We start from the raw sequence: 22,120 nt of genomic DNA on the forward strand, positions 1-22,120 counted from the left end.
GACACGCCGGTCGATCACGACCGTGAGTTCATGATCGGCGGGATAGGGGGCGGCGGGACTGAGGGCGGCGGGACAAGGTGGGAGAGGACGGCGGAGGCGATGACCAGGTCTTGCCAGGACATGCCGGAGCCCTTGTAGAACACCGGGCCGGGCGGCACGACGTAGGTTCCCCGCACGACTGAGGCCATCGGGACGAGGCGGTCGGGGGTGAGCGACCCGGCGGCGATGGCGAGGACGACGTCGCCGCATTCTCGCAGGGCGGTCGCCGGGTCTTCGACGATGACGGTCGCGCGCCCGCAGAAGGCCGCGTCGACTTCCCGGGCGTCGGGCGTGTGCGCGCCGATCGCCGCGACGACGGCGTCGTCCCGTAGCTCCGACGAGTCGAACACGGGCTGTGTCGAAGTGGTGGCACAGATGATCACGTTGGCGTCGCGCAGCGCCGGGCGTACCCCTTGGGAAGACACCACGTCGAGGGAGGCGACGTCGTAGCGCGCGGCCAGGGTTTCGGCGTGGCTGTGGCCTTGTGGCCCGGCGCCGAACACGACGACCCGCAGGGCGCCGAGCCGGTCGAGGGCCGGCTGCAGCGCCGCGACCGTGACCGCAGGCGTTCGGAGCGTGGTGAGCGCGGCGCCGTCGAGGAGCGCGACCGGCTGGAGTGTTTCGGAGTCGAACAGCGCGTAGACCGCGTTGATCCGAGGCAGGCCGCGGTCCGCGTTGCCGGGCGCGACGGTCGCGAGCTTGACCCCCGCGTGCCCGCCGGCTTCGGCCGGCATCATCAGGAGTTCGCCGTGGCTGAGCGGCACCGAGGTACGCGCGACCGATGCGGCGGGGTCCAGGCCCGAGCGGAGCGCCGCGGTGATGGCGTCGACGGCGGCCGAGGGGCTGAGCGAGCGCCGGATCGCGTCGGCGTCGAGGTAGGGGATCATCTCAGCACGAACCCCGGCAGGTCGTCGCCCGGATCGACGAAGAAGGTGTGCTCCCCGGTCGGGTACGCGCTCCCGGTGATACACGGCACGACCGCAGGATGTCCGTCCACAGTGGTCTCCGAGGCGATCGTCGCGGTGAACCGCGAGCCGACGATGGAGTCGTGCGTGAAGGTCTGCCCGGCGGTGAGCCGTCCCGTCGCCGCCAGCGTGGCCACCCGGGCGGCGGTGCCCGAACCGCAGGGCGACCGGTCCAGCTCGCCGTCGGCGAAGATCGTCACGTTGCGGTGGTGGAGCGGGCCCAGTTCCTCGTAGAGGATGGTGCCGTAGACGCCGCTGAGCCGGTCGTCGCTCGGGTGTCTCGCCCACGGGCTGTCGTTGAGCGCCCATTTGATCTCGCGGCCGACGGCGATGAGGTCCTGGTAGGACTCCGGTGTCACGGTCAGGCCGAGCGAGGCCGCGTCGACCTGTGCGTAGATCGCTCCGCCGAAGCTGACGTCGACGCGGTACTCCCCCACTTCGACGTCGCGGGCGATCAGGTAGCTGGGCACGTTCACGAAGTCGACCCGGCCGTCCCCGGTGTGCACGCGAGCGGTGACTCGCCCGGACGGCACGTCGATGATCACGTCGGTCCGGTCGCCGGTCACCGGCACCAGTCCACTGCGGACAGCCCACGCGCCGAGCGCGATGGTGCCGTGCCCGCAGGCGGTCGAGAACCCGTCCTTGTGCCAGAACAGCACGCCCAGGTGTGCTCCGTCGTCGTCCGGCGGCACGAGGAAACCGCCGTACATGTCCGCGTGCCCGCGCGGTTCGAAGCACAGCAGCCGCCGCAAGCCGTCCACCCGTGGGTCGCTCATCGCGGTCACCCGCCGGTCCGCGACGGTCTTGCCCGCGATCGGCCCGGGGTCGGTCACGATCCGGAAGGGCTCACCGCCCGTGTGATAGTCGACGGTACGCACAACGCCGTGATCCATGCGGTCAGCATATTTACCAGCACCGGCCGTCGGGGAGCGCGTCGAGGCCGGGGACGCTCAGGTGCAGCACTTCATAGCGGTCGCCGGACTCCTCCGGGGAGACGGCGTCCCGCCACAGGACGAAGCGCAGCAGCTGCCAATGGTGCGGGTCCACAGCGAGCGCGGCGGTGTGCATACCGTCGCCGAGGGCGGACAGCTCGGCGATTTCCCGCTCGACCAGGGCCGCCATCCCGTCCGGTTCGCCGGGCGGCGGGATCGGGGTGATGCGGCGCGTCGCCTTCGTCGGCGGGCCGCTTCGCGCTGGTCCGGCGTACGCGGCGAGGCCGGTGAAGTGGCGTACGACGGGCCGGCCGAAGTCCCGGACGATGTTGTGGAAGCCGCCGCCGAACAGGAAGTGGGCCATCGCCCCCGGATCGTTCCAGAGGTAGAACGGGGCGTACTGGTTCACCGGGGAGCCGTCGACGCCGCGTTCCCGCATCAGGTACGCCTTCAGCCCGAGTCCGGGACGGTCGTCGAGGACGTGGCCGCCCGCGGCCACCCGCTTGCGGATGATCCCCATGTCGTAGTCGGCGGGCAGGGTGATCTCGTACTGCTTCGCGTACACGGGTTACCTCTTCAGCAACTCGATGATGCCGGTGATCGCCTGGTCGAACGGGTCCGTCGAGCCCGCGGCGCGGGCGAGGACGTAGCCGCCCTGCAGGACTGCGACGAGGGCCGCCGCGGTCGCCTCGGGGCGGTCCTCTTCGGCGAGCACCTCGGCCAGCCGGTTTCGGAGCCAGGCGAAGGTCTCCTCGATCGGGGCGCGCAGGACCGGATCGGCCATGACGTCGGGGTCCTGGGTCAGCCGCCCGATCGGGCAGCCCTTGAGGACGTCCCGCTCCCGGCGCAGGTACGCGGTGATCCGTTCGGCCGGGGTGCCCGGTCCGCCCAGCTGAGCCTCGGCCTTCGCGCGCAGGTCATCGGCGGTACGCCGAATCGCCGCGAGCGCGAGGTCGGGCTTGCCGGTGAAGTGGTGGTACATGCTGCCCTGACCGGCGCCCGCCCGCTCTTGGATGGCGCGCGGGCTCGTGCCGGTGTAGCCGCGTTCCCACAGCAGCTCGCGGGTGCTCTCGATGAGGCGGTCGGCCGTGCTCACCTTCGCACCGTACATACTAGTAGGTACAGAACGCAAGATCGCGTGTCGACTGTGGCGGTACGCAGGCATCCAGCGCCGGGACACCTGCGTACCGTCACAGTCGCTGAGAGCGTGCCGGAGTCAGGAGAACGCCGTCAGGAAGCGGTCGCGGAACTGGTCCATCGGCCAGACCGGGGCGTTCGCCGCGGGCCGCAGCCCGTCGGTCCACCCCCACGACGTGGTCCGGTCGAGCAGGGTCCGGTCGCGGGCCACGATCGTGATCGGCACGTCGCGCCCGGCGCCCGGCCCGGTGACCGCAGGCGCGGGCTGGTGGTCGCCGAGGAAGACGAGCACCAGGTTGTCGTCGCCGTACGTCTCCACATAGGAGATCACGGTCTGCAGGGAGTAGCTGATCGCCGTGCGGTAGTCCGCACGCAGCCGGGCCGGATCACGGTGGATCACGAGGTCGGCCGAGTCGCCGGAGCCGGGCTTGCTCTCGAAGGTCGAGCCGTCGCCGACCTGGTCCCAGCTCCGCAGGGTCGGCACCGGCTCCCACGGAGCGTGGCTGGAGATCAACGGGATCACGGCCATCACCGGCGGCCGCCCGGTCTGCGCCCGTTCCCGCTGCTGGAACTGCGACAAGGTGTACTGGTCGGGCATCATCGCGAAGGCGTACAGGGGACCCTGGTAGTCGAGGTCCTTCGAGGCGTACACCTGGTCGTAGCCGAAGAAGCCGGCCTCCGGGAAGTCGGCGACGGTGGCGGGCATGACGGCGACCGCCCGCCCGCCGCTCTGGGCGTACGCCGAGGTGAGGGTCAGCCGGTCGCTGCGGGTGAGGGTGTCGTAGCGCTGCTGGTTGTCCACCCAGAGGCCGGACAGCAGCGTCGAGTCGGCCAGCCAGCTCCCGCCGCCGACGACCGGCGAGGTGAGAAAGCCGCTGCGGGCGGCGTACCCGGCACGGGCCAGGCGCGCCATGCCGTCGGCCAGCACCTGGTCGATCTGCGGCGCGATCTCGGGCCGGTCGAGCGCGGTACGCCCATAGCTCTCGATGATCGCGAAGACGACGTCCTTGCCGCGCAGTCCGGTCAGCAGCCGATCGGCGGGGACGTCGGCGAACTCGTCCTGCTTCAGAGCGGCGGCGAACTGGCGCTGATCCTCGATCCCGGCGGTGACCTGGCGTACGCGGTCGTAGCCGTCGCGGGCGGCCACCGGGACGGCGGTGACCAGTTGCGCGCCGGTGATCGCGAGGATCACCCAGCCCACGGCGAGGACGCCGAGGACCACCCCGGCCGGGGTCCGGTGGTCGACCGACACCTTCGCGATGCTGCGGAAGGCGACGACGGCGAGCCCGAGGACGAGCAGGCCCAGCAGGATCACGCCGACGATCGCGGCGATCTCGACCCCTCGGCCGCTCGACAGGCGCAGATAGGTGGCGCCGGAGCCGAGGAAGCTCCAGTCGGCGACCGGGTCGAACGGCCGGTCGAGGACGGTGGAGAAGCCGAGGCTGAGGATCTTCAGAATCGCCAGCACGCCGAGCACGACACCGATGACGGGGACGCCGACCCGGCGGGCCTTCGGCGGCAGCACCAGGATCAGGCCGAGGCCGATGATCAGGTCGATCGGCAGCCGGACGAACGCCGCCGGGCTGAGCCGGCCCACCTCGTCGGGCGCGAGCAGAAGCGCGACGAGCACGAGGACGGCGAGGACCGCCGCCCCGATCGCCAGCGGACGCCGGATGCGCACCCGCTCATCATCGCAGGTGACCGTTGAAGGTATGACCGCCGAGCTTGGCCTTGGCCGCCAGGTATCCCGCGTTGGCCGGGGACAGGTGGACGCCGGTCGCCACGTGCTCGGTCACGGCGATGCCGAGCCGGCCCAGCTGCTCGGCCTTGTCGGGGTTGTTGCTGAGCAGCGCGATCCGGTCCGCCCCGAGCGCGTGCAGCATCTGGGCGGCGACGGTGTAGTCCCGCTCGTCCTCGGCGTGCCCCAGCGCGAGGTTGGCCTGATAGGTGTCGAGCCCGGCGTCCTGCAGCGTGTACGCCTCGAGCTTGGCGTACAGGCCGATGCCGCGACCCTCCTGCCGCAGGTAGAGCAGGTATCCCCCGGCGGCGGTGATCAGTTCGGCCGACTCGCGCAACTGCGGGCCGCAGTCGCAGCGCTGGCTGCCGAACACGTCGCCGGTCAGGCACTCGCTGTGCGGGCGGACCAGCGGCGGCGTCCCCGCGGGGATCGTGCCGAGCCGCAACGCGACGTGTTCCTTGGCGTCGACCAGGCCGGTGAACGAGAAGACCCTCGCCACGGTGGTGTAGCCGTCGGCGAAGCGCAGCGGGACGGTGACCTCGGTCCGGATTCGGGCAGTCGGAATCTCCTCGGGGATCATGCGCCACCCCCGGACGCGTCGCAGCGCGGCGAGAGGGCGTACCGCATCAGCACGACGTCGCCGATCTGGCGTACCTCGGCGAGGGTCGCCCGGCGTCCGGGGTGGAAGGGGTACCGGCCGTCCCCGACGAACCGCCGCCCCCGGGAGTCGCCCACGAAGAACGGGGCCACCACCAGGTGCAGCTCATCGGCCAGGTCGGCGGTGAGGAATTGGGTGTGCACGGTGCCGCCGCCCTCCACCATCAGGCGGCGTACGCCCCGCGCGTAGAGGTCTTCGGTCAGCGCCCGGAGGTCGACCGGCTGCCCGCCGTCGACGATGGTGGCGCAGCCGCCCAGCCGGGCCTTGGCTTCGCTGACGGCGTCGCTCTGGCAGTAGACGAGCCGCTCGGCGTCGCCCGCCGTGAAGAACGCCGCCTCCGGGTCGAGCATGGCCGAGCCGGTGACGGTCACCTTCATCGGACTCGACGGCAGCCCGAGGCGTACGCGTTCGTCGCGCCGGTCACCCGAGCGGATCAGCAGGCGCGGATTGTCGTGCCGGATCGTGGTCGCGCCGACGAGGATCGCGTCGTGCGCGGCGCGTACGGCGTCGACCCGGTCGAAGTCGGCGTCGTTGGACAGCAGCAGCCGGTCCTCGGTCGGCCCGCTGAGGTAGCCGTCGATCGACATGCTGCAACTGAGCAGGATGTAGGGGCGGTCAGCCATGGGCGGCCACCCCCGCGTCCGGAGTAGACGGTCGCAGCACCCGGGCCAGCAGCACCAGCGCGCCCGGCAGGCAGGCCACCAACCCGAGTACGCCGTAGGTCACCGCGGTGGCGACGCCCTGCTCGGCGGTCAGCCCGGCCGCGCCGAACGCCCAGGCGGCGACGCCTTCGCGAGGTCCCCAGCCGGCGAGGTTGAGCGGCAGCATCATGGCCAGCAACGCGCACACCGTCAGTGGCAGCAGCCGCGTCACGGACGCGGTGGCACCAGCCGTCCGGGCGGCCACGACGAACGTGGTCAAGTGCCCAGCGAGGATCACCGCCGACAGCCCCGCGACACCCAGCCAGGGCATCTCAGCGGCCCTCCGCCGCTGCCGCCAGGCCAGGACGCCGGCCAGCACCGCGAACGGGATCAGGGCGTACAGGGCGTAGTGGCGTACCGGGGACGGCAGGACGGCCAGCAGCAGCACGCCGAGCCCGGCGACCACCGCCTGACCGGCGATCCGCTCGACCGCCACCGACCGCACCCCGAGCCGGACGTCCCCGATGGACCGTCCATGGCGGACGGCTCGATGGACGTCGCCCGCGATCCCGCCCGGCAGCGTCGTGTTGAGGAACTGCGCCCGGTAGTACGCCGCGATCGCCCGGTGCAACGGCAGGTTCACCCCGAGCCGGGTCGCCACCAGCCGCCACCGCCACGCCGAGCACACCGTCGTCAGCGCACCCGCCGCGAGGGCGACGCCGAGCGCGACCGCGTCGATCCGGCGTACGCCGGTCAGAAAGGGACCGGCGCCCACCCGCCACAACAACACGGCGAGCAGGGCTAGGCCGCCGATCGCTCGGATCCACCCCCAGAACGGGCGGCTCGGTCTGGACGCGGTCATCCACCCACCCTAACTACCGCCGGATGCGCCTGGACTAAACATCGCCGGACCGCCGGTGCGACCGGCGCGGCGGGGGTTTCCGCCCGGCCGTCCGATATCCCGGACCGCACACTGATGAGTTTCGCGGCGTGCGGCAGTCTGATCAGAGCAACCGCCGCACTCGACGACAGACGAGGTGATCATCGTGAAGTTCCAGGCCGTCATCGAACTCCATGGCAAGACCGCGACCGGGATCGTGGTGCCAGACGAGGTGGTCGAAGCTCTCGGCGCGGGCAAGCGGCCACCGGTGCGCGCCACGATCCGGGGCTATGCGTACGAGACGACCATCGCGCCGATGGGCGGCCGGTTCCTGATCCCGGTCAGCGCCGACGTCCGCGCCGCGGCCGGGGTGGCCGCCGGGGACGAGGTCGAGGTGGAGGTCGTCGTCGACGCCGCTCCCCGGCAGGTCGAGGTGCCCGACGATCTGGCGTCGGCATTGGACGCCGTGCCGGCCGCCCGGCAGACCTTCGACGGGCTGTCGGTCAGCCTGCGCAAGTACCACGTGACACAGGTGACTGGAGCGAAGACCGACGAGACTCGGCAGCGGCGCATCGAGAAGGCCGTCGCGACTCTTGCCGAGGGCCGCGCCCGCTGACCGGAGAGCGGTCGGCCGGACCGCACGGCGCGACCGGCACGCCAAGCGCCGGAGGGCCGATCCGGAGCGCAAGATCGGCGACGGGGAAAATGGGGACGTGCTCGGTCTCGAACTCGTCGTCCTGCTCGGCCTCGCGCTGCTGATCTGCGGCCTGCTGGCCCGGCGTACGGGGGTGGCCTCCCCGGTGCTGCTGCTCGGCTGCGGGGTGCTGCTCGGCTTCATCCCGGCGCTCCGGGAGGTGCACCTGCCGCCGGAGATGGTGCTGCTGTTGTTCCTGCCCGCCCTGCTGTACTGGGAGAGCATCACCACCTCCCTACGCGAGATCCGCAACAATCTTCGCGTCATCGTGCTCGTCAGCACCGCGCTCGTGATCGCCACGGCGGGCGCGGTCGCCTGGGCGGCGCACGCGCTCGGACTGCCGTGGGGTCCCGCGTGGGTGCTTGGAGCGGCAGTGGCGCCGACGGACGCGACGGCGGTCGGCGTACTGGCCCGGGCGTTGCCCCGCCGTCAGGTGACTGTGCTGCGCGCCGAGAGCCCGATCAACGACGGGACCGCCCTGGTCATCTACGGGCTTGCGGTCGGCGTCACCGTCGGCGAGGAGCATCTGAGCACCCTGCACGTGAGCTGGCTGTTTCTGGTCGCGTACGCGGGCGGGGCACTGGCCGGCGCGCTCGTGGGCTGGCTGTCGGTGCAGGTCCGGCGCTGGGTCGACGACCGGGTGCTGGGCAACGTCGTGACGATCCTGACCCCGTTCTCGGCGTTCCTGCTCGCGGAGCTGGTGCACGCGTCCGGCGTACTGGCGGTCGTCGTCGCGGGACTGTGGCTGAGCCAGGCCGGGCCGCGGGTCATCCGGGCGGAGGCGCGGCAGCAGGCCGAGGCGTTCTGGTCGATGGCGACCTATCTGCTGAACGGGACGTTGTTCGTGCTGATCGGCCTGCAGGTGCAAGACGCCGTACGCGGTCAGGACGGCAAGGCGTTCACGGAGGGCCTGACGGCGGTGGCGGTCATCTCGGCGGTGGTCATCGGCACCCGGTTCCTCTGGCTGTTCACCACGCCGTACCTGATCCGGGCGCTGGACCGGCGACCGCAGCAGCGGCTGCGCCGGGTCGGCGCCCGGGGTCGCGTGGTGAGCGGGTTCTCCGGCTTCCGGGGTGCGGTGTCGCTGGCCGCCGCGCTCGCGGTGCCCCGGATGATGACCTCGGGAGAGCCGTTCCCGAATCGGGACATGATCATCTTCGTCACGACCGGCGTCATCGTGGTGACCTTGGCGCAGGCGCTGCTCCTGCCCCGGGTCGTACGCTGGGCGCACCTGCCGCCCGACGACTCCCCCGCCCAGGAACGGCACCTCGCGGAGACGACCGCGACCGAGGAGGCGCTCGCGGCGATGCCCCGGATCGCCGACGGTCTGGGGGTCGAGCCGAAGGTCGTCGACCGGCTGCGGCACGAGTACGAGAAGCATCTGCGGGTCCTGCGGGCGTCCGAGCCGGACGTCGACGACCAGCCCGCGTTGACCTACGACCAGCAGTACACCGAACTCAAGCTGGCCGTGCTGGCGTACAAGCGGGCGACGGTCGTGCGGCTGCGCGACGACGGCAGCATCGACGACATCGTGCTGCGCGACGTGCAGACCCGGCTCGACCTGGAGGAGGTGCGGCTGACCCGCCGCGAGGCCCTCGACTAGCGCGCGCATAGGGTGATCGCATGCGCACAACAACGGTGGGAACCGAAGGTCCGGAGGTCGGCGTCATCGGCCTCGGCTGCATGGGGATGAGCCACGCCTACGACGATCCAGCCAACCGCGACGACGCGACCTCGATCGGCGTGATCCGGCAGGCGCTCGACCTCGGCGTGACACTCATCGACACCGCCGACGTCTACGGTCCCTACACCAACGAGGAGCTGGTGGGCCGGGCGCTGACAGGGGCGTACCGGGAGCGGGCGGTGCTGGCCACGAAGGTCGGGCTGGTGCCCGGCGGCCAGGGCGGCGCGACCACGAATACCTCGCCGGGAGTCGGCCGCGACGGCAGCCCCGAACACGTCCGCCGGTCGATCGATGCCAGCCTGCGGCGGCTCGGCACCGACCATGTGGACCTCTACCAGCTGCACCGGGTGGACCCGGCGGTGCCGATCGAGGAGACCTGGGGCGCGATGGCGGAGACCGTCGCGGCGGGCAAGGCCCGGCACATCGGCCTGTCCGAGGTCGGCGTCGAGGAGATCCGGCGGGCGCAGGCGGTGCACCCGGTCGCTTCGGTGCAGTCGGAGCTGTCGCTGTGGACGCGCGACCCGCTGGCCGAGGTGCTGCCCTACTGCGCGGCCGAGGGCATCGCGTTTCTGCCGTTCTCGCCGTTGGGCCGCGGATTCCTCGCCGGTCGCGTGTCGTCGTTCGACGAGTTGCCCGCCGACGACTTCCGGCGGAAGCTGCCGCGTTTCCAGCAGGACGCGCTGCGGGCCAACCTCGCCCTCGTCGGCCGGGTCCAGGCGGTCGCCGACCGGGCCGGGGCGACTCCGGCACAGGTCGCGCTGGCCTGGGTACTCGCACAGGGCGAGCGGGTGATCCCGATCCCGGGCACGAAGACCCCGAAATACCTGGTCGACAATGCGGCCGCGGCCGACCTCCGGCTCAGCGCCGAGGACCTGGCCGAGCTGGACGCGCTGCCAGCCCCGGAAGGAAGCCGGTACTAGACATGGCCGTGGTGTACAAGGCTGATCTGCAGCCGTCGAAGCTCGACCTGGTGAACGCCTGGCTGCCGGGCCGCCCCTGGTTCGCGGGACCGGCCGGTGTGCCGGTGGACCGCATCGCCGCCTGTCGGTTCGACGACCCGGCCGGTGAGGTCGGTGTCGAGGCGATCCTGGTCCGAGCCGGGAACGGGCCGATCTATCACACGCCGCTGACCTACCGCGGCGCTCCGCTGGCGGGAGCGGAGGCGTACCTGCTCGGCACGTCGGAGCATTCGGTGCTGGGCACGCGGTGGATCTACGACGCGCTCGGCGATCCGGTCTATGCCGCCGTCCTGGCCGCTGCCATCGTGTCCGGCGGCGGCGAGGCCGAGGAGTACGTCGAGGACGAGGACGGCCGCCAGGAACGCCGGGAGCCCTCGATGACGGTGCGTGGCAGCGGCATCCCCGGCACGGTCGCGGCTCGGATCACCGTCGTCCGCGACGTCGTCGACGGCGACCCGGCCCGGGTGATCACGGACGGCGCCGAACTGCACGTCGTCCGGGTCGTCGGCACGCCGGTCGAGGGCGCGACGCTCACCGCGACCTGGCCGGGCGCGACCCCAGCGGTGCTCGCGTCGCTGTAGGCACGTCGCAGTGGTCACGTCGCAGTGGTCACGTCGCAGTGGTCACGTCGCAGTGGTCACAGAGCCGAGCGGAACTTGCGGACGGTCTCGTCCCAGCCGGTCAGCGCCGACCGCCGGGTCAGCGCGGCCGTCCGCAGGTCCGCGCGCACGTGCGGGTCGGTGAGCCAGGAGCGCACGGCCCGCGCGTAGGACGCCGGGTCTTCGGGCGGCACGAGCAGCCCGCCCCGGCCCAGCGCCTCCGGCACGCCGCCGACATCGGTCGCCACCACCGGCATCCCCCGGGCCAGCGCCTCGATGATCACCATGCCGTAGGTCTCCCCCCGGCTCGCGACGCACAGCAGATCGCCAGCCCATCGGGTACGCACACCGCCGAGCACGATCCGGTCGGCCAGGCCGGCGGAGTCGATCTGCTTCCGTAAGGCGTCCACATAGGCGGGGTCGCGATCGAGCGGGCCGGCGCAGTCGAGCGTCCACTCCAGATCGGTCAGGCTCGCGAGCGCGTCCACGAGGATGTCGTGCCCCTTGACCGGGGTCACCGCGCCGACGCAGACCAGCTTCGACCCCGCCGCCGTCCAGGCTTCGACCGGCGCGGCGTCCACCCCGGGTTCGGCGACGTAGACCCGGTCGCTGCGGTACGCGTACAAGCCGATCACGAGCCGGCGGGTCCACTGGCTGGTGGTGACGACGGCGCCGACCGAGCGCAGCGCCCGGATTTCCTCGGGAGTGGACAGTGGCATGTGCATCAGCAGGACGAGTCGCAGCCGCCGGTGGCGGGCGAGCACCTCGGGGGCCGCGGAGCCGACCAGCCCGTCGAGGATGACCGTGGCCTGGTCGGGCTGGGCGGACAGCACCTCGTCGAGCCGGTCGAGGTCGGCCGGGGACGGGTGTGGCCAGGCGCCCTGGACGGGATGTTCGACCACGTCGAGACCCTGAGCGCCGAGCCCGTCGATGACCCGGCGGTCGTAGATGTTGCCGCCGCTGGGCGTGGCGTCGATGTCGTTCGGGACGACGAAGTGGACGGTCGCCGCACTGCCGGTCATAGGGCTCTTTCGTAGGTGGCCCAGGCGATATGCGACTCGTGCAGGGTGACGGCGAGGCCGCTGAGCCCCCGCGCGGTCTCGCCGAGCTGTCCGGAGTGGACGCCGTCGGCCAGCCGGTCGGCGATCGCCCGGGCGAGCACCTCGGTGGTGGTGTTCAGGCCGGTGAACTCGGGCAGCTCGTCGAGGTTGCGCAGGTGGTACGCGCCGACGATCTGCTTGAGCGTGTCGGCCGCCAGTGCGATGTCGACGACGACGCCGTCACTGTCCAGATCAGACCGCTTGAAGGTGGCGTCGACGACGAAGGTCGCGCCGTGCAGCCGCTGGGCGGGCCCGAAGGTCTCGCCGTGGAAGCTGTGCGCGATCATCATGTGATCCCGGACGGTAACGCTGAACACTTCACTCTCCTGGGTTCTCGTCGGCGTAGGTGATGACGTGGCACATCGGCAGGTCGCCGGCGGCGATGCGGGGCAGGACCTCCGGCAGGTCCCCGAAGGGCGACTCGCCGCCGAGCAGCGCGTCGAAGACCGGATCTTTGAGCAGGTCGAGCGCGGTACGCAGGCGGTCGCCGTAGGTGCGGCTGTCCCGGCGGGCGGGCGCGACCCGGCCGACCTGACTGCTGCGCAAGGTAATCCGTCCGGAGTGGAAGATCCCGCCGAGGCCGAGGCTCACCTCGCGGTCGCCGTACCAGCTCAGTTCGGTGATCGTGCCCTCGTCGCGGACCAGGTCGAACGCCGTACGCAGACCCGCCTCGGTCGCGCTGGCATGGTAGACGAGGTCCCGGCCGGTCCGGGCGGCGGCCGGAGTCGCGAAGCGCGCGTGGATCTTCGTGGCGACCGCCCGCTTCGCCTCGTCGACGTCGACGAGTTCCACGTCCACGCCGGGGATCTTGGCGAGCACTGCGGCGACCCCGCACCCGACCATGCCCGCGCCGATGACCGTCACCCGGTCGCCGACCAGCGGCGGGGTGTCCCAGAGGGCGTTGACCGCCGTCTCGACGGTGCCCGCGAGCACGGCACGTTTCGGATCCACGCCGGGGGGAACCTCCACCACGGCGCTCCTCGGCACGACGTACCGGGTTTGGTGGGGATGCAGGGCGAACACGGTGGTCCCCGCGTCCGGCCCGGCCTCGATCACGCCGACGCTGAGGTAGCCGTATTTGACCGGCGCCGGGAAGTCGCCCGCCTGGAACGGGGCGCGCATCCGGGCGTACTGGTCGGGGGGCACCTCGCCGCGGAAGACGAGGGTCTCCGTGCCCCGGCTGACGCCGGAGTAGAGCGTACGGACTTCGACGTCGTCGTCGCCTCGCTGCGGGAGAGCTTCCTCGCGGATCTCTCCGGCTCCGGGCGTACGCACCCAGAAGGCGCGTGCTGTGCCAGTCCCCATAATTGATGATTGTGCCGATGATGCGTACCGGACCGGTGGCAGGGCTCGCCGTTCAGGTCGGACTCCTCGCCGGACTTTCCGGTTCGGTGGGGTTGACCGGGCTCGGCTGGACGCTGGGCGCCGCCTACGGGCTGACCCTCGCCGGCCTGCTGACCTGGGCTTTGCGGTCGGACGGCCGGGATCTCGGCCCGGCTGACCGGATCACGCTGGCGCGCGCCACGCTCGTCGGCGGGGTGCTGGCGATGTCGGTCGCGGTCCCCGGCCCGGTGTGGGTGATCGTCTGGACGTCGACGCTGGCGTTGATCCTCGACGCGATCGACGGCTGGATCGCCCGGCGTACCGGGACCGACTCGCCGCTGGGCGCCCGGTTCGACATGGAGGTCGACGCGTTCCTGCTGCTCGTGCTCGCCGTCTACGTCGGGCGGTCGGCCGGGGTGTGGGTGATGCTCATCGGGCTCATGCGCTACCTGTACGCCGTCGCCGGCCGGCTGCTTCCGTGGCTGCGCGGCCAGGTCCCCTACCGGCACTGGCGCAAGGTCGTCGCCGCCGTGCAGGGCATCGTGCTCGTCTGCGCCGCGTCGGGGATCTTCCCCCACTGGGCGGTCGTGACCGCGTTGGCCGCTGCCCTGGCGCTGCTGCTCGAATCGTTCGGGCGGGACGTCGTGTGGCTCGCCGCGCAGCGCTTTCCCGCGTTGCGCCGGCTCGGCCCGCTTGTCTTCCCACTGGCCGCAAATGCCCGCGCCTGGGACGGCCGCCCCCTTGTACGCTCCTCGGCATGACCGACGGGGAGATCAAGATCCGGCGCTCGGCCCGGGTCCTGCTGCTGGACGCCGATGACCGTGTACTGCTGTTGAAGATCCACGACCCGTCCGCGGTGCGTGGCCCCAATCCCCTGCCGAGCAGCGACTTCTGGCTCCTCGTCGGGGGTGGGGTCGACGCCGGTGAGACCTACGAGCAGGCCGCCCGGCGGGAGGTGTTCGAGGAGACCGGCATCACCGACCTCACCCTCGGCCGGTGCATCCTGGAGCACGACAAGGTCGTCGAGAATCCCTACGGCGAACTGCAGCACGTGTACCAGCAGATCTTCGTGGGCCGGGTGCCGTCGGGCGTACCGGTGAGCTTCGACGGGCACGAGCCGCTGGAGGCGTCGACGACCCTCGGCTACGCCTGGTTCACCCAGGCCGAGATGCTCGACCGCGAGCGACACGAGACGTTCGTCCCGCTCGGCCTGAGCGGACTGTTCGCCGAGGCCCTCCTACGCTGAGCGGCATGGACGTGTTCGCCCGCGCCTGGGGCCTGACCCGATCGATCGCGATGTATCACGGCGTCCCCGGGCGGCAGCGCCGGATGCGCCGGTTCTACGGCCAATTCCTGGGTCCGGGCGACCTCGGGTTCGACATCGGCGCGCACGTCGGCAATCGCGTACGCACCTGGCGGGCGCTGGGCGCGCGGGTGATCGCCGTCGAGCCCCAGCCCGACTTCGTCCGGCTGCTGCGGCTTCTGTTCGGCCGTTCGCGCGACGTCGTCCTGGTGCCCTCGGCGGTGGGCGCCGCACCCGGCCGGACGGCGATGGCGCTGTCGTCGGCGACCCCGACGGTCTCCTCGATGTCCCCGGAGTGGATCAGCTCGGTCACCCGGGATCACCGGTTCGCCGGGATTCGCTGGAACCGGACCGTCGCCGTGGACGTCGTCACGCTCGACCAGCTCGTCGCGGCGTACGGCGTACCAGCGTTCGTGAAGATCGACGTCGAGGGCTTCGAGCCGGAAGTGCTCCGCGGCCTGTCCCACCCGGTTCGCGCGCTGTCGTTCGAGTACCTGCCGCCCGCGCACGACGCCGCGCTCACCTGCCTGGACCTGGTCGAGAAGCTCGGCGATTACGAGTACAACTACTCGCCGGTCGAGACCATGCGGCTCGCCTCGGCCGGCTGGCTCGACGCGGCCGGGCTGACCGCGCTGCTGCAGCGGTTCCGTCCCTTGGGCCGTTCCGGCGACGTGTACGCCCGCCGCAGGTCTCAGCCGGTCACGCCGCGCCGCGAAGATATGTGAGTACCGCGGAGACGCGACGATCGGAGTCGGGGTCGAGATCGAGTTTGGCGAAGATGTTGCCGACGTGTTTGCGGACCGCCGCTTCGCTGACGACCAGCCGCTCGGCGATCGTCGGATTGGTGTAGCCCTCGGCCATCAAGGCGAGCACCTCGCGTTCGCGGTGGGTGAGCGTGGCGAGCGGACCGTCGTTGCGACGCCGGGCGACGAGATGGCGTACCACGTCGGGGTCGATGACGGTGCCGCCCGCGGTGACCCGGTCGAGGTTGTCGAGGAACTCGCGAACGTGACTGACGCGGTCCTTGAGCAGGTAGCCGATCCCGCCGCCGGAGGTGGAGGCGAGCAGGTCGGCGACGTACGCCTCGGCGATGTACGCCGACAGCAGGACGATCGCGACGCCGGGATGCGCGGCCCGGATCGCGACGGCGGCCCGGAGCCCCTCGTCGGTATGGGTCGGCGGCATGCGGATGTCGGTGATCACGACGTCGGGCTGCCGCCCGGCGGTGTACGCCAGCAGCGCGTCGGCGTCCGCGACGGCGGCGACCACCTCGTGACCGGCCTTCTCCAGGATTCCGGCGAGTCCTTCGCGCAGGAGCGCCGAGTCCTCGGCGATCACGATGCGCAACGACCGTCTCATTGGCTGATCGGGCATGTCATTCTCACGTGGGTCGGGCCGCCGGGCGGGCTGCTGATGTCGAGTACGCCGTCGACGGCGTCGATGCGGGCGGCGAGACCGGCCAGTCCGGTCCCCCGGCTCGGGTCGGCGCCTCCGTGGCCGTCGTCCACGACGATCACGGTGAGGGCGTCGTCGGCCACCCAGGCGTGCACCTGAGCGGTACGCGCGCTGGAATGGCGGGCGATGTTGGTCAACGCCTCGCTGACGAGGAAGTACGCCGCGGTCTCCACCCGGGCGGGCAGCCGCTGCCCCGGCAGGTGCAGGTCGGTGTCGACCGGGACCGGCGACCTTGCGGCCAGCTCGTGAATCGCCGGGCCGAGGCCGTGGTCGGTGAGGACCTGCGGATGGATGCCGCGCACGGTCGCCCGGAGGTCCTCCAAGGCCTCCTCGGCAAGGGAGTGCGCCTGGGTGACCAGGTCGAGTGCGGGTCCCCCGGCCAGCTCCAGCTCGGCCCGCCCCAGTGTCATCGTCAGGGCGACGAGCCGTTGCTGCGCGCCGTCGTGCAGGTCGCGTTCGATGCGGCGACGCTCCGCTTCGAAGGCGTCGACGAGCCCGGCCCGGGAGCGGCGTAGCTCGGTGACGGCGGCGACCAGCCGAGCCTCGGGTGGATCGAGCAGGAGCCGGGTGAGCGCGGCCTGGGCGCTGGCGAGCGCGGTCACCAGATATGCGGCGACGGCGAGCGCCACGACCCCGGCCGCCACGGCGAACGCGGCTTCACCGGTGCTCTCGATCCGCCAGCCGAACACCTCCACCGGCTCGTACCGGACGAGGACCGGCGCGAGCAGCAGCACGAGCGGGGTCGTGATCGCCACCGACAGCACGAGGACGTCGACGAGCCACCAGACCGTCGCCAGGAGGACGGCGTACCCGATCTCCGGCCACGCGACGGGCAGGGTCCGCCAGGTACGCAGCCGTTCCCGCAGCGCCGGGCGCCGGCCGTCGGACGGCTGCGGGAACACCAGCCGGAGCCGAGCCCGCTCGAGCTCCGCGAGGACAGTGGTCACCAAGGGGATGCTCACCAGGAGCAGGAGCCCGACCACGGTCAGCCCGAGGACGAACATCGCCGCCAACACCGACAGCAAGCCGATCCCGAGCGGCACGGCCGACAGCAGGTAGACCAGCGATCGCCACGGCCACGCCGAGAGGAGGAAACGCCAGGGCCGGCCGCGTACGGCGGTCCAGGCGTCGGCGTAGGGGCTCACTTCACCCAGCGTAGGGGTTGGCCGAGCCGGCGACGGTAGCGCGTGCGCTACCGTCGGACCTCGCGCCTCGGCCAGTGCGCCGGATTCGCGTACGGGCTGGACTGGACGCATGACACAGACCCTCACCGCCCCGGCCGTCGCGCTGGAGCACGTGATCCGCACCTACCGCTCCCGGGCCGGCGACGTCGCGGCGCTTCGCGGCGTCACCCACGCCTTCGCTCGCGGCAGCTTCACCGCGATCATGGGGCCGTCCGGTTCGGGGAAGTCCACTCTGCTCCACGTCGCCGCCGGGCTCGACCGGCCGGATCGCGGCCGGGTGACGGTCGCCGGCACGCCACTGGACAGCCTAGGTGAGACCGCTTTGACGGAGTTCCGCCGGACCTCGATGGCGTTCGTGTTCCAGTCGTACAACCTGCTCGACGCCCTGACGGCGTACGACAACGTCGCTCTGCCGGCCAGGCTCGCGGGGCTGCCGGTCGACCCGGCGGCGGTGCTGGACGCGCTGGACCGCGTCGGGCTGCGTACGCTGCCGAAGCGCCGTCCCGCCGAACTGTCCGGCGGGCAACAGCAGCGGGTCGCGATCGCGCGGGCGCTGTACGGCGTACCGGGAGTGATCTTCGCCGACGAACCGACCGGCGCGCTCGATCGGAGCACCGGCCGAGAAGTCCTGACGCTGCTCCGCGCGCTGGCGGACGGCGGCCAGACGGTGGTGATGGTGACCCACGATCCCCTCGCCGCCTCGTACGCCGACGAAACCTTGTTCCTCGCGGACGGGCAGACGGTCGGCCGCCTCCATCGGGCCGACGCCGACGCGATCGCCCGGCGCATGACCGAGCTGGAACGCCGATGAGCTCGGCGACCCTGCGGCTGTCCCGCCAAACCGTTCGGGCGTCCTGGCCCGCCTACCTGGGCGCGTTCGTCGCCCTCGCCAGCGGTGTCGTCCTGATCGCCACCACGGTCACCCTGATCGGCTCGGTCGACGCCACCCTCGCCACGCTCGGCGGCGGGGCGACCCAGGATCAGCGGTCCCAACTCGACGACTTGACCTCGATGTTCGGCATCATGTCGGCGATCTCGCTGTTCATGGCGATCTTCGTCGTCGGCAGCACGTTCGGGTTCGTGATCGCGACCCGGCGACGCGAACTGGGCCTGCTGCGGCTCATCGGCGCCACCGGGCGCCAGGTACGCCGTCTCGTGCTCGGCGAGTCGATCGTCGTCGCCGTAGCGGCCGCCGTCGTCGGATGCCTCGCGGCGACGCCGCTGACGGGGCCGGTGCTCGGTCTGATCCGCCTCATCGGGCTCACCGACCTGCACCTCGTCGCACCACCTGTCTGGCCGGCCTGGGCGATCGCCGCACCGACCGGCATTGCCGTGGCGATGCTGGGCGCCCGGCGATCCGCCCGGCGGGCTGCTCGGATCTCCCCGTCGGCGGCGCTGCGGGAGGCGACGGTCGAGCGCACCCGTCCGAGCGTCGCGCAACTGGTGGTGGGGATCCTCTGCCTGGCCACCGTGCTCACCACGATCGTGCTGACTCAGCGCGCGGAGCCGCTCTTCGCCCTGGTGACGTCGGTCCTGCTGCCTGAAGTCGTGGTCATCGCGCTCATGTCCTTCGGGACGCTGATCGTCCCGCGACTCGCGGCGCTCCTGGCTCTCCCGTTCGCTGGTCGCGACGTGACCGCCCGGCTGGCCCGCGACGAACTCCGGGCCGGCGTACGCACGACGACCTCGGTCGCCGCGCCGGTCATCGCGATCTCCGCCATCGCCGGGTCGATGCTGCTCGCGCTGAGTTTCACCGCCGACTGGACCTCCGCCCAGGACCGCGCCCAGCTCCACGCGCCGCTGGTGGTACGCCCCGGCACCGGGCACGAGCGTGAAGCCGCGACCAAGATCGCAGCGGACCCTCTGGTAGGGACGGTCGACGTTCGCCGCCAGGTGACGCTCCCCTTCGGAGAGGACGAGCAGGAGCGCCTCGAGGTCGACGTGGTCGACGTCGGCACCGCGATGGTGGCCCGGGGACTGCACGCTACGAAGGGCGATCTCGCGCGCCTTCGCGGCCCGGCCGTAGCCGTCTCCGAGACGCAGGTGATCGACAGCGGGGTCGGGGTCGGCGGCCGGCTCACCGCCTGGATCGACGGCCGGCGGACGGACCTCACCGTGGTCGCCGTCGTGCCCGCCGCCCCCGACCTCTACTCCGACATCTTGCTGCCCGCTGATCTCCTGAACGCGGCCGAACCCGGCGGCGACTTGTTCGTCGTCCCCGTGCCGGGTGCGGAGACTCAGGCCGCGGCGGCGCTCAGCCGGACGCTGGCCGGGAGCGGCAGCCGGGTGCTGACGGCGGAGGAATGGATCGGCGAGGTCACCGACCAGGTGCGGCGCAGCAACAACTTCGGCCTCACCGTCCTGCTTGGACCCGCTGGGTTCTATGCGGCGATCGCGGTGGTCAACGCCACGCTGATCGGCGCGACCGGGCGACGTCGCCAGCAGCGGACGCTCGACCTGCTCGGCGCGACCCGGCGCCAGGTACGCCGATCGGTGCTGTGGCAGGCCGTTCTGGTCACCGGCGCGGGACTGGTCCTCGGCGCCCTCACCACCGCGCTGCTCGGCTGGCACGTCCGCCGGACGGTCACCGCCGACCTCGCCGGGAGCGGAGTGGACGTCCCGATGACCATTCCGTGGCTCCCGCTGGCCGCTATCGTCGTCGCCTGCGTCGGGCTCGCCTTGGCGGCGGCCGCGGCAGGCACGGCCGACCTTCGCAAACGAGCCGCCGCGTGATCGGGCCGAGTAAGCGGGCCGCCGGGTAATCGGGCCGCCGCTTGATCGGGCCGCGTGATCAGGCCGCCGCGTGATCACGCCGGGTGATCAGATCGCGTGATCGGGCCGGGTGATCGGGCCGGGTCCGCTCGCTCGACGGGCGGGCCCGGCGCGACGACCGGCTACGGCCAGGCGATGCCGAGCGCCTCGGCCAGTTCCTTGTCGGCCGGCTCGACCAGGTGGCGGCCGTCCGGCAGGGCGACGACCGGGATCGACATGCGACCGTCCTGCACCCGCTGGACGTAGTCGCGCGCCGTGTCGTCCGCGTCGGTGTCGATCCAGGCGTACGCGACGCCGTTGCGGTCGAGGAACCGCTTGGTGCGTACGCAGTCGCCGCACCAGGTCGCCCCGTACACGGTGAGGGTGTCAGTCATGTCTCGATCAAGTCCCAGCCGCCGCCCGCTATTCCCACCACGGCAGGGATGCGGATGCCGGCCGACTGGCCGCTACTCGGCCACCCGGACCTCTTGCATCACGGCCGTCGCGGTGGATACCGTCCGCTCGTGTCCTACCTCGAGCTGGCCTGCCGCCTGTTGCTGGTGACCGTCTTCGCGACCGCCGTGGCGGGGAAGATCGCGAGCCGCCCGGCCTGGCGGGCGTTCGTCGACTCGCTCAACCGCATGGACGCCGTCCCCGCTCGCCTGCTGCAACCGGCCGCGTGGGCCTCACTCGCCGCGGAGATCGCAATCTCGCTCCTGCTCGTGGTGCCTGGCCGAATCTTCGGGGCGGCCGGGTTCGTCCTCGCGATCGGCCTGCTCGGATCGTTCACAGTGGCCATCACGAGCGCGATCCGCCGCGGCAAGAACGCGCCCTGCCGGTGCTTCGGCGCGTCGGTCACGCCACTGGGATGGAGTCACGTCTTTCGCAACTCGGGCCTGATGGCGCTGGCCGCGCTCGGCCTGACCGCCGCGCTGAGCGGCGGCCCGATCGAGGTGGCGCCCGCGGTCGTCGCGGCCGCCACCGGCGTCGTCGTAGGCCTGCTGGTCACCCGGCTCGACGACCTGCTCGCGCTCTTCCGCACTCCCTGAAACAGCCACTGGTACGCCACGGCGCTCAGCGGGCGACCACTTCGGACGCGGCGGCGACGGCGTACGTGGCGAGCCAGCAGAGTCCGATCAGGAGGCCGATCGCGGCGGGGATGAGCGCCCGGACGAGGCCCCGGCCCCGAGCCCGCCAGCCGCAGACGATCGCCAGGACGCTGGGCGCCGTCGCCATGCCGACCAGGGCGAACCGGACGAGCAGATCCCGCCCGGGATGCGGCGGCAGGTGATAGTCGGGAATCCACGTCCGCAGCCCGACCCCGGTCGCCCAGGCGCCGCCGAGCGCGACGACAGCGGCGAGCGCCCCGATCCACGCGTACGCCAGGGTCGGGTCGTCGACGTCCTCGGTCGCGATCGCGTCGGTCGGCGACTCCACCGGCAGTTCCATGGCGCACCTCTCCGCGTACCACATCTGCTGGAGGAAACGCTGCGCGGACCGGGACGTAACGGACTAACCAAGCGCGGCTGCGACCGCCACCCCGACGAAGATCACCTGGAGCACCGTACGCAGCGGCAGCGGGGTGGCCGGCTTGCCGCCGAGCGTGAGTCCCCGGCGTGCGGCCTGGACGTTGGCGGGGAACATCGCGAGCATCAGCAGCGCGAGGCAGATCGCGGCAAGCGGGGCGAGTGGCTTGATCAGCAGGCCCACCGCGCCCGCGAGCTCCAGGACACCGGTCAGTGTGACGAGCAGGTCCGGCCGGGGCAGCCGTGGCGGGATCATGGCGATCATGTCGCGCCGCCACTCCGGGAGGAAGTGCACGACGCCGGTCGTGACGAACATGAGCGCGAGGCCGCCTCGCAGGGCGGGCTGCCAGGCGTCGAGTGCATCCACGCCGACGAGGCCGAGCAGGCGCAGGACGGCGAAACCGCCGATGAGAGCGATGAGAGGGGCCATGACGCGTCTCCAATCTTGTCGACGACAAGATTGCTCCCTGATCGCGAACTTGTCAACGGCAAGATTCGTGACGCGCCCCACTCGATTCGCTGCGGATCACGGTTACGCGCCCCTGGCGAGGC

The 22,120-nt window shown here is 71.8% G+C and carries 26 protein-coding genes; 10 read left to right on the forward strand and 16 right to left on the reverse strand.

Annotation, left to right across the window (positions count from 1 at the left end; translation table 11 throughout):
• Window positions 1–14 precede the first annotated feature (14 nt).
• The 8 genes from AB0H43_RS10865 to AB0H43_RS10900 all read right to left on the reverse strand — a co-directional run bounded on the left by AB0H43_RS10865 (window position 15) and on the right by AB0H43_RS10900 (window position 6,972).
• The gene (locus AB0H43_RS10865; protein WP_359999059.1) at window positions 15–926 is read right to left on the reverse strand and encodes an ornithine cyclodeaminase family protein; all 912 of its coding nucleotides are present in this window, start codon (window positions 924–926) and stop codon (window positions 15–17) included.
• The gene (locus tag AB0H43_RS10870) at window positions 923–1,897 is read right to left on the reverse strand and encodes a proline racemase family protein (RefSeq protein ID WP_359999060.1); all 975 of its coding nucleotides are present in this window, start codon (window positions 1,895–1,897) and stop codon (window positions 923–925) included. The genes AB0H43_RS10865 and AB0H43_RS10870 overlap by 4 nt, the downstream gene beginning before the upstream one ends.
• Before the next feature lie 13 nt (window positions 1,898–1,910).
• Window positions 1,911–2,501 (reverse strand): DUF4865 family protein, encoded by a 591-nt coding sequence (locus AB0H43_RS10875; protein WP_359999061.1) that lies wholly within the window; start codon window positions 2,499–2,501, stop codon window positions 1,911–1,913.
• A 3-nt stretch (window positions 2,502–2,504) separates the two neighbouring features.
• Window positions 2,505–3,032 carry a TetR/AcrR family transcriptional regulator gene (locus tag AB0H43_RS10880; RefSeq protein WP_359999062.1) on the reverse strand — a complete coding sequence of 176 codons (528 nt, stop codon included), beginning with the start codon at window positions 3,030–3,032 and terminating at the stop codon, window positions 2,505–2,507.
• A 120-nt stretch (window positions 3,033–3,152) separates the two neighbouring features.
• Window positions 3,153–4,754 carry a sulfatase gene (locus AB0H43_RS10885; RefSeq protein ID WP_359999063.1) on the reverse strand — a complete coding sequence of 534 codons (1,602 nt, stop codon included), beginning with the start codon at window positions 4,752–4,754 and terminating at the stop codon, window positions 3,153–3,155.
• A 7-nt stretch (window positions 4,755–4,761) separates the two neighbouring features.
• On the reverse strand, window positions 4,762–5,391 hold the full coding sequence (gene ribA, locus AB0H43_RS10890) for a GTP cyclohydrolase II (RefSeq protein ID WP_359999064.1): 630 nt from the start codon (window positions 5,389–5,391) through the stop codon (window positions 4,762–4,764).
• The gene (locus AB0H43_RS10895) at window positions 5,388–6,092 is read right to left on the reverse strand and encodes a dihydrofolate reductase family protein (protein ID WP_359999065.1); all 705 of its coding nucleotides are present in this window, start codon (window positions 6,090–6,092) and stop codon (window positions 5,388–5,390) included. Before AB0H43_RS10895 ends, ribA begins: the two co-directional genes overlap by 4 nt.
• Entirely contained in the window at window positions 6,085–6,972 is an 888-nt protein-coding gene (locus tag AB0H43_RS10900; RefSeq protein WP_359999066.1) for a lysylphosphatidylglycerol synthase transmembrane domain-containing protein, read from the reverse strand. Before AB0H43_RS10900 ends, AB0H43_RS10895 begins: the two co-directional genes overlap by 8 nt.
• A gap of 184 nt (window positions 6,973–7,156) precedes the next feature.
• Here AB0H43_RS10900 and AB0H43_RS10905 point away from each other — a divergent pair, with 184 nt between their 5' ends.
• From AB0H43_RS10905 to AB0H43_RS10920, 4 genes are all read left to right on the forward strand, one after another.
• The gene (locus AB0H43_RS10905; RefSeq protein ID WP_359999067.1) at window positions 7,157–7,606 is read left to right on the forward strand and encodes a YdeI/OmpD-associated family protein; all 450 of its coding nucleotides are present in this window, start codon (window positions 7,157–7,159) and stop codon (window positions 7,604–7,606) included.
• Window positions 7,607–7,703: 97 nt separating this feature from the next.
• On the forward strand, window positions 7,704–9,287 hold the full coding sequence (locus tag AB0H43_RS10910) for a Na+/H+ antiporter (protein ID WP_359999068.1): 1,584 nt from the start codon (window positions 7,704–7,706) through the stop codon (window positions 9,285–9,287).
• Between the two features lie 20 nt (window positions 9,288–9,307).
• Complete coding sequence (locus tag AB0H43_RS10915; RefSeq protein ID WP_359999069.1) at window positions 9,308–10,288, forward strand: aldo/keto reductase; 981 nt, start codon at window positions 9,308–9,310, stop codon at window positions 10,286–10,288.
• Window positions 10,289–10,290: 2 nt separating this feature from the next.
• Window positions 10,291–10,908 (forward strand): hypothetical protein, encoded by a 618-nt coding sequence (locus AB0H43_RS10920; RefSeq protein WP_359999070.1) that lies wholly within the window; start codon window positions 10,291–10,293, stop codon window positions 10,906–10,908.
• A gap of 56 nt (window positions 10,909–10,964) precedes the next feature.
• Here AB0H43_RS10920 and AB0H43_RS10925 read toward each other — a convergent pair whose 3' ends face one another.
• Genes AB0H43_RS10925 through AB0H43_RS10935 form a run of 3 tightly spaced genes read right to left on the reverse strand, consistent with a single transcriptional unit; the run spans window position 10,965 to window position 13,331 of the window.
• Window positions 10,965–11,948, reverse strand: a complete 984-nt coding sequence (locus AB0H43_RS10925) for a glycosyltransferase family 4 protein (protein ID WP_359999071.1) — start codon at window positions 11,946–11,948, stop codon at window positions 10,965–10,967.
• Window positions 11,945–12,343: a 6-carboxytetrahydropterin synthase gene (locus AB0H43_RS10930; RefSeq protein ID WP_359999072.1), complete on the reverse strand. Its 399-nt coding sequence runs from the start codon at window positions 12,341–12,343 to the stop codon at window positions 11,945–11,947. The genes AB0H43_RS10925 and AB0H43_RS10930 overlap by 4 nt, the downstream gene beginning before the upstream one ends.
• Window position 12,344: 1 nt before the next feature.
• Window positions 12,345–13,331, reverse strand: a complete 987-nt coding sequence (locus AB0H43_RS10935) for a zinc-binding alcohol dehydrogenase (protein WP_359999073.1) — start codon at window positions 13,329–13,331, stop codon at window positions 12,345–12,347.
• Between the two features lie 17 nt (window positions 13,332–13,348).
• Between AB0H43_RS10935 and AB0H43_RS10940 the strand changes: the two genes are divergently transcribed.
• From AB0H43_RS10940 to AB0H43_RS10950, 3 genes are read left to right on the forward strand one after another with little or no spacing between them, the layout of a single operon-like run.
• Window positions 13,349–14,110 (forward strand): CDP-alcohol phosphatidyltransferase family protein, encoded by a 762-nt coding sequence (locus tag AB0H43_RS10940; protein ID WP_359999074.1) that lies wholly within the window; start codon window positions 13,349–13,351, stop codon window positions 14,108–14,110.
• A complete protein-coding gene (locus AB0H43_RS10945) occupies window positions 14,107–14,595 on the forward strand; it encodes an NUDIX domain-containing protein (RefSeq protein ID WP_359999075.1) in 489 nt (162 codons plus the stop codon). The genes AB0H43_RS10940 and AB0H43_RS10945 overlap by 4 nt, the downstream gene beginning before the upstream one ends.
• Window positions 14,596–14,600: 5 nt before the next feature.
• Window positions 14,601–15,377 (forward strand): FkbM family methyltransferase, encoded by a 777-nt coding sequence (locus tag AB0H43_RS10950; protein ID WP_359999076.1) that lies wholly within the window; start codon window positions 14,601–14,603, stop codon window positions 15,375–15,377.
• On the opposite strand, the gene AB0H43_RS10955 is transcribed toward AB0H43_RS10950, so the two are convergent.
• Both AB0H43_RS10955 and AB0H43_RS10960 read right to left on the reverse strand, forming a co-directional pair.
• Complete coding sequence (locus AB0H43_RS10955; RefSeq protein ID WP_359999329.1) at window positions 15,352–15,999, reverse strand: response regulator transcription factor; 648 nt, start codon at window positions 15,997–15,999, stop codon at window positions 15,352–15,354. The genes AB0H43_RS10950 and AB0H43_RS10955 overlap by 26 nt on opposite strands.
• Before the next feature lie 8 nt (window positions 16,000–16,007).
• Window positions 16,008–17,252: a sensor domain-containing protein gene (locus AB0H43_RS10960; RefSeq protein WP_359999077.1), complete on the reverse strand. Its 1,245-nt coding sequence runs from the start codon at window positions 17,250–17,252 to the stop codon at window positions 16,008–16,010.
• 109 nt (window positions 17,253–17,361) lie between these two features.
• Between AB0H43_RS10960 and AB0H43_RS10965 the strand changes: the two genes are divergently transcribed.
• Complete coding sequence (locus AB0H43_RS10965) at window positions 17,362–18,102, forward strand: ABC transporter ATP-binding protein (protein ID WP_359999078.1); 741 nt, start codon at window positions 17,362–17,364, stop codon at window positions 18,100–18,102.
• Entirely contained in the window at window positions 18,099–20,024 is a 1,926-nt protein-coding gene (locus AB0H43_RS10970; RefSeq protein WP_359999079.1) for an FtsX-like permease family protein, read from the forward strand. Before AB0H43_RS10965 ends, AB0H43_RS10970 begins: the two co-directional genes overlap by 4 nt.
• A gap of 161 nt (window positions 20,025–20,185) precedes the next feature.
• Here AB0H43_RS10970 and AB0H43_RS10975 read toward each other — a convergent pair whose 3' ends face one another.
• Entirely contained in the window at window positions 20,186–20,437 is a 252-nt protein-coding gene (locus AB0H43_RS10975) for a glutaredoxin domain-containing protein (RefSeq protein ID WP_359999080.1), read from the reverse strand.
• A gap of 129 nt (window positions 20,438–20,566) precedes the next feature.
• Here AB0H43_RS10975 and AB0H43_RS10980 point away from each other — a divergent pair, with 129 nt between their 5' ends.
• Window positions 20,567–21,091, forward strand: coding sequence for a MauE/DoxX family redox-associated membrane protein (locus tag AB0H43_RS10980; protein ID WP_359999081.1), 525 nt, complete (start codon window positions 20,567–20,569; stop codon window positions 21,089–21,091).
• A 25-nt stretch (window positions 21,092–21,116) separates the two neighbouring features.
• Here AB0H43_RS10980 and AB0H43_RS10985 read toward each other — a convergent pair whose 3' ends face one another.
• Together AB0H43_RS10985 and AB0H43_RS10990 are read right to left on the reverse strand one after the other, a co-directional pair.
• Complete coding sequence (locus AB0H43_RS10985) at window positions 21,117–21,491, reverse strand: hypothetical protein (protein ID WP_359999082.1); 375 nt, start codon at window positions 21,489–21,491, stop codon at window positions 21,117–21,119.
• 63 nt (window positions 21,492–21,554) lie between these two features.
• Complete coding sequence (locus AB0H43_RS10990) at window positions 21,555–21,998, reverse strand: DoxX family protein (protein ID WP_359999083.1); 444 nt, start codon at window positions 21,996–21,998, stop codon at window positions 21,555–21,557.
• Window positions 21,999–22,120 lie beyond the last annotated feature (122 nt).

It is taken from the genome of Hamadaea sp. NPDC050747, from assembly GCF_040654195.1.
Taxonomy (GTDB): Bacteria; Actinomycetota; Actinomycetes; order Mycobacteriales; family Micromonosporaceae; genus Hamadaea.

What these genes read in the sequence shown, in the direction of transcription:
- AB0H43_RS10945 (WP_359999075.1), top strand. Translation starts at nt 14,107, where the DNA reads ATGACCGACGGGGAGATCAAGATCCGGCGCTCGGCCCGGGTCCTGCTG.
- AB0H43_RS10975 (WP_359999080.1), bottom strand. Translation starts at nt 20,437, where the DNA reads ATGACTGACACCCTCACCGTGTACGGGGCGACCTGGTGCGGCGACTGC.
- AB0H43_RS10870 (WP_359999060.1), bottom strand. Translation starts at nt 1,897, where the DNA reads ATGGATCACGGCGTTGTGCGTACCGTCGACTATCACACGGGCGGTGAG.
- AB0H43_RS10950 (WP_359999076.1), top strand. Translation starts at nt 14,601, where the DNA reads ATGGACGTGTTCGCCCGCGCCTGGGGCCTGACCCGATCGATCGCGATG.
- ribA (WP_359999064.1), bottom strand. Translation starts at nt 5,391, where the DNA reads ATGATCCCCGAGGAGATTCCGACTGCCCGAATCCGGACCGAGGTCACC.
- AB0H43_RS10900 (WP_359999066.1), bottom strand. Translation starts at nt 6,972, where the DNA reads ATGACCGCGTCCAGACCGAGCCGCCCGTTCTGGGGGTGGATCCGAGCG.
- AB0H43_RS10865 (WP_359999059.1), bottom strand. Translation starts at nt 926, where the DNA reads ATGATCCCCTACCTCGACGCCGACGCGATCCGGCGCTCGCTCAGCCCC.
- AB0H43_RS10990 (WP_359999083.1), bottom strand. Translation starts at nt 21,998, where the DNA reads ATGGCCCCTCTCATCGCTCTCATCGGCGGTTTCGCCGTCCTGCGCCTG.
- AB0H43_RS10920 (WP_359999070.1), top strand. Translation starts at nt 10,291, where the DNA reads ATGGCCGTGGTGTACAAGGCTGATCTGCAGCCGTCGAAGCTCGACCTG.
- AB0H43_RS10985 (WP_359999082.1), bottom strand. Translation starts at nt 21,491, where the DNA reads ATGGAACTGCCGGTGGAGTCGCCGACCGACGCGATCGCGACCGAGGAC.
- AB0H43_RS10965 (WP_359999078.1), top strand. Translation starts at nt 17,362, where the DNA reads ATGACACAGACCCTCACCGCCCCGGCCGTCGCGCTGGAGCACGTGATC.
- AB0H43_RS10895 (WP_359999065.1), bottom strand. Translation starts at nt 6,092, where the DNA reads ATGGCTGACCGCCCCTACATCCTGCTCAGTTGCAGCATGTCGATCGAC.
- AB0H43_RS10915 (WP_359999069.1), top strand. Translation starts at nt 9,308, where the DNA reads ATGCGCACAACAACGGTGGGAACCGAAGGTCCGGAGGTCGGCGTCATC.
- AB0H43_RS10970 (WP_359999079.1), top strand. Translation starts at nt 18,099, where the DNA reads ATGAGCTCGGCGACCCTGCGGCTGTCCCGCCAAACCGTTCGGGCGTCC.
- AB0H43_RS10935 (WP_359999073.1), bottom strand. Translation starts at nt 13,331, where the DNA reads ATGGGGACTGGCACAGCACGCGCCTTCTGGGTGCGTACGCCCGGAGCC.
- AB0H43_RS10940 (WP_359999074.1), top strand. Translation starts at nt 13,349, where the DNA reads ATGATGCGTACCGGACCGGTGGCAGGGCTCGCCGTTCAGGTCGGACTC.
- AB0H43_RS10925 (WP_359999071.1), bottom strand. Translation starts at nt 11,948, where the DNA reads ATGACCGGCAGTGCGGCGACCGTCCACTTCGTCGTCCCGAACGACATC.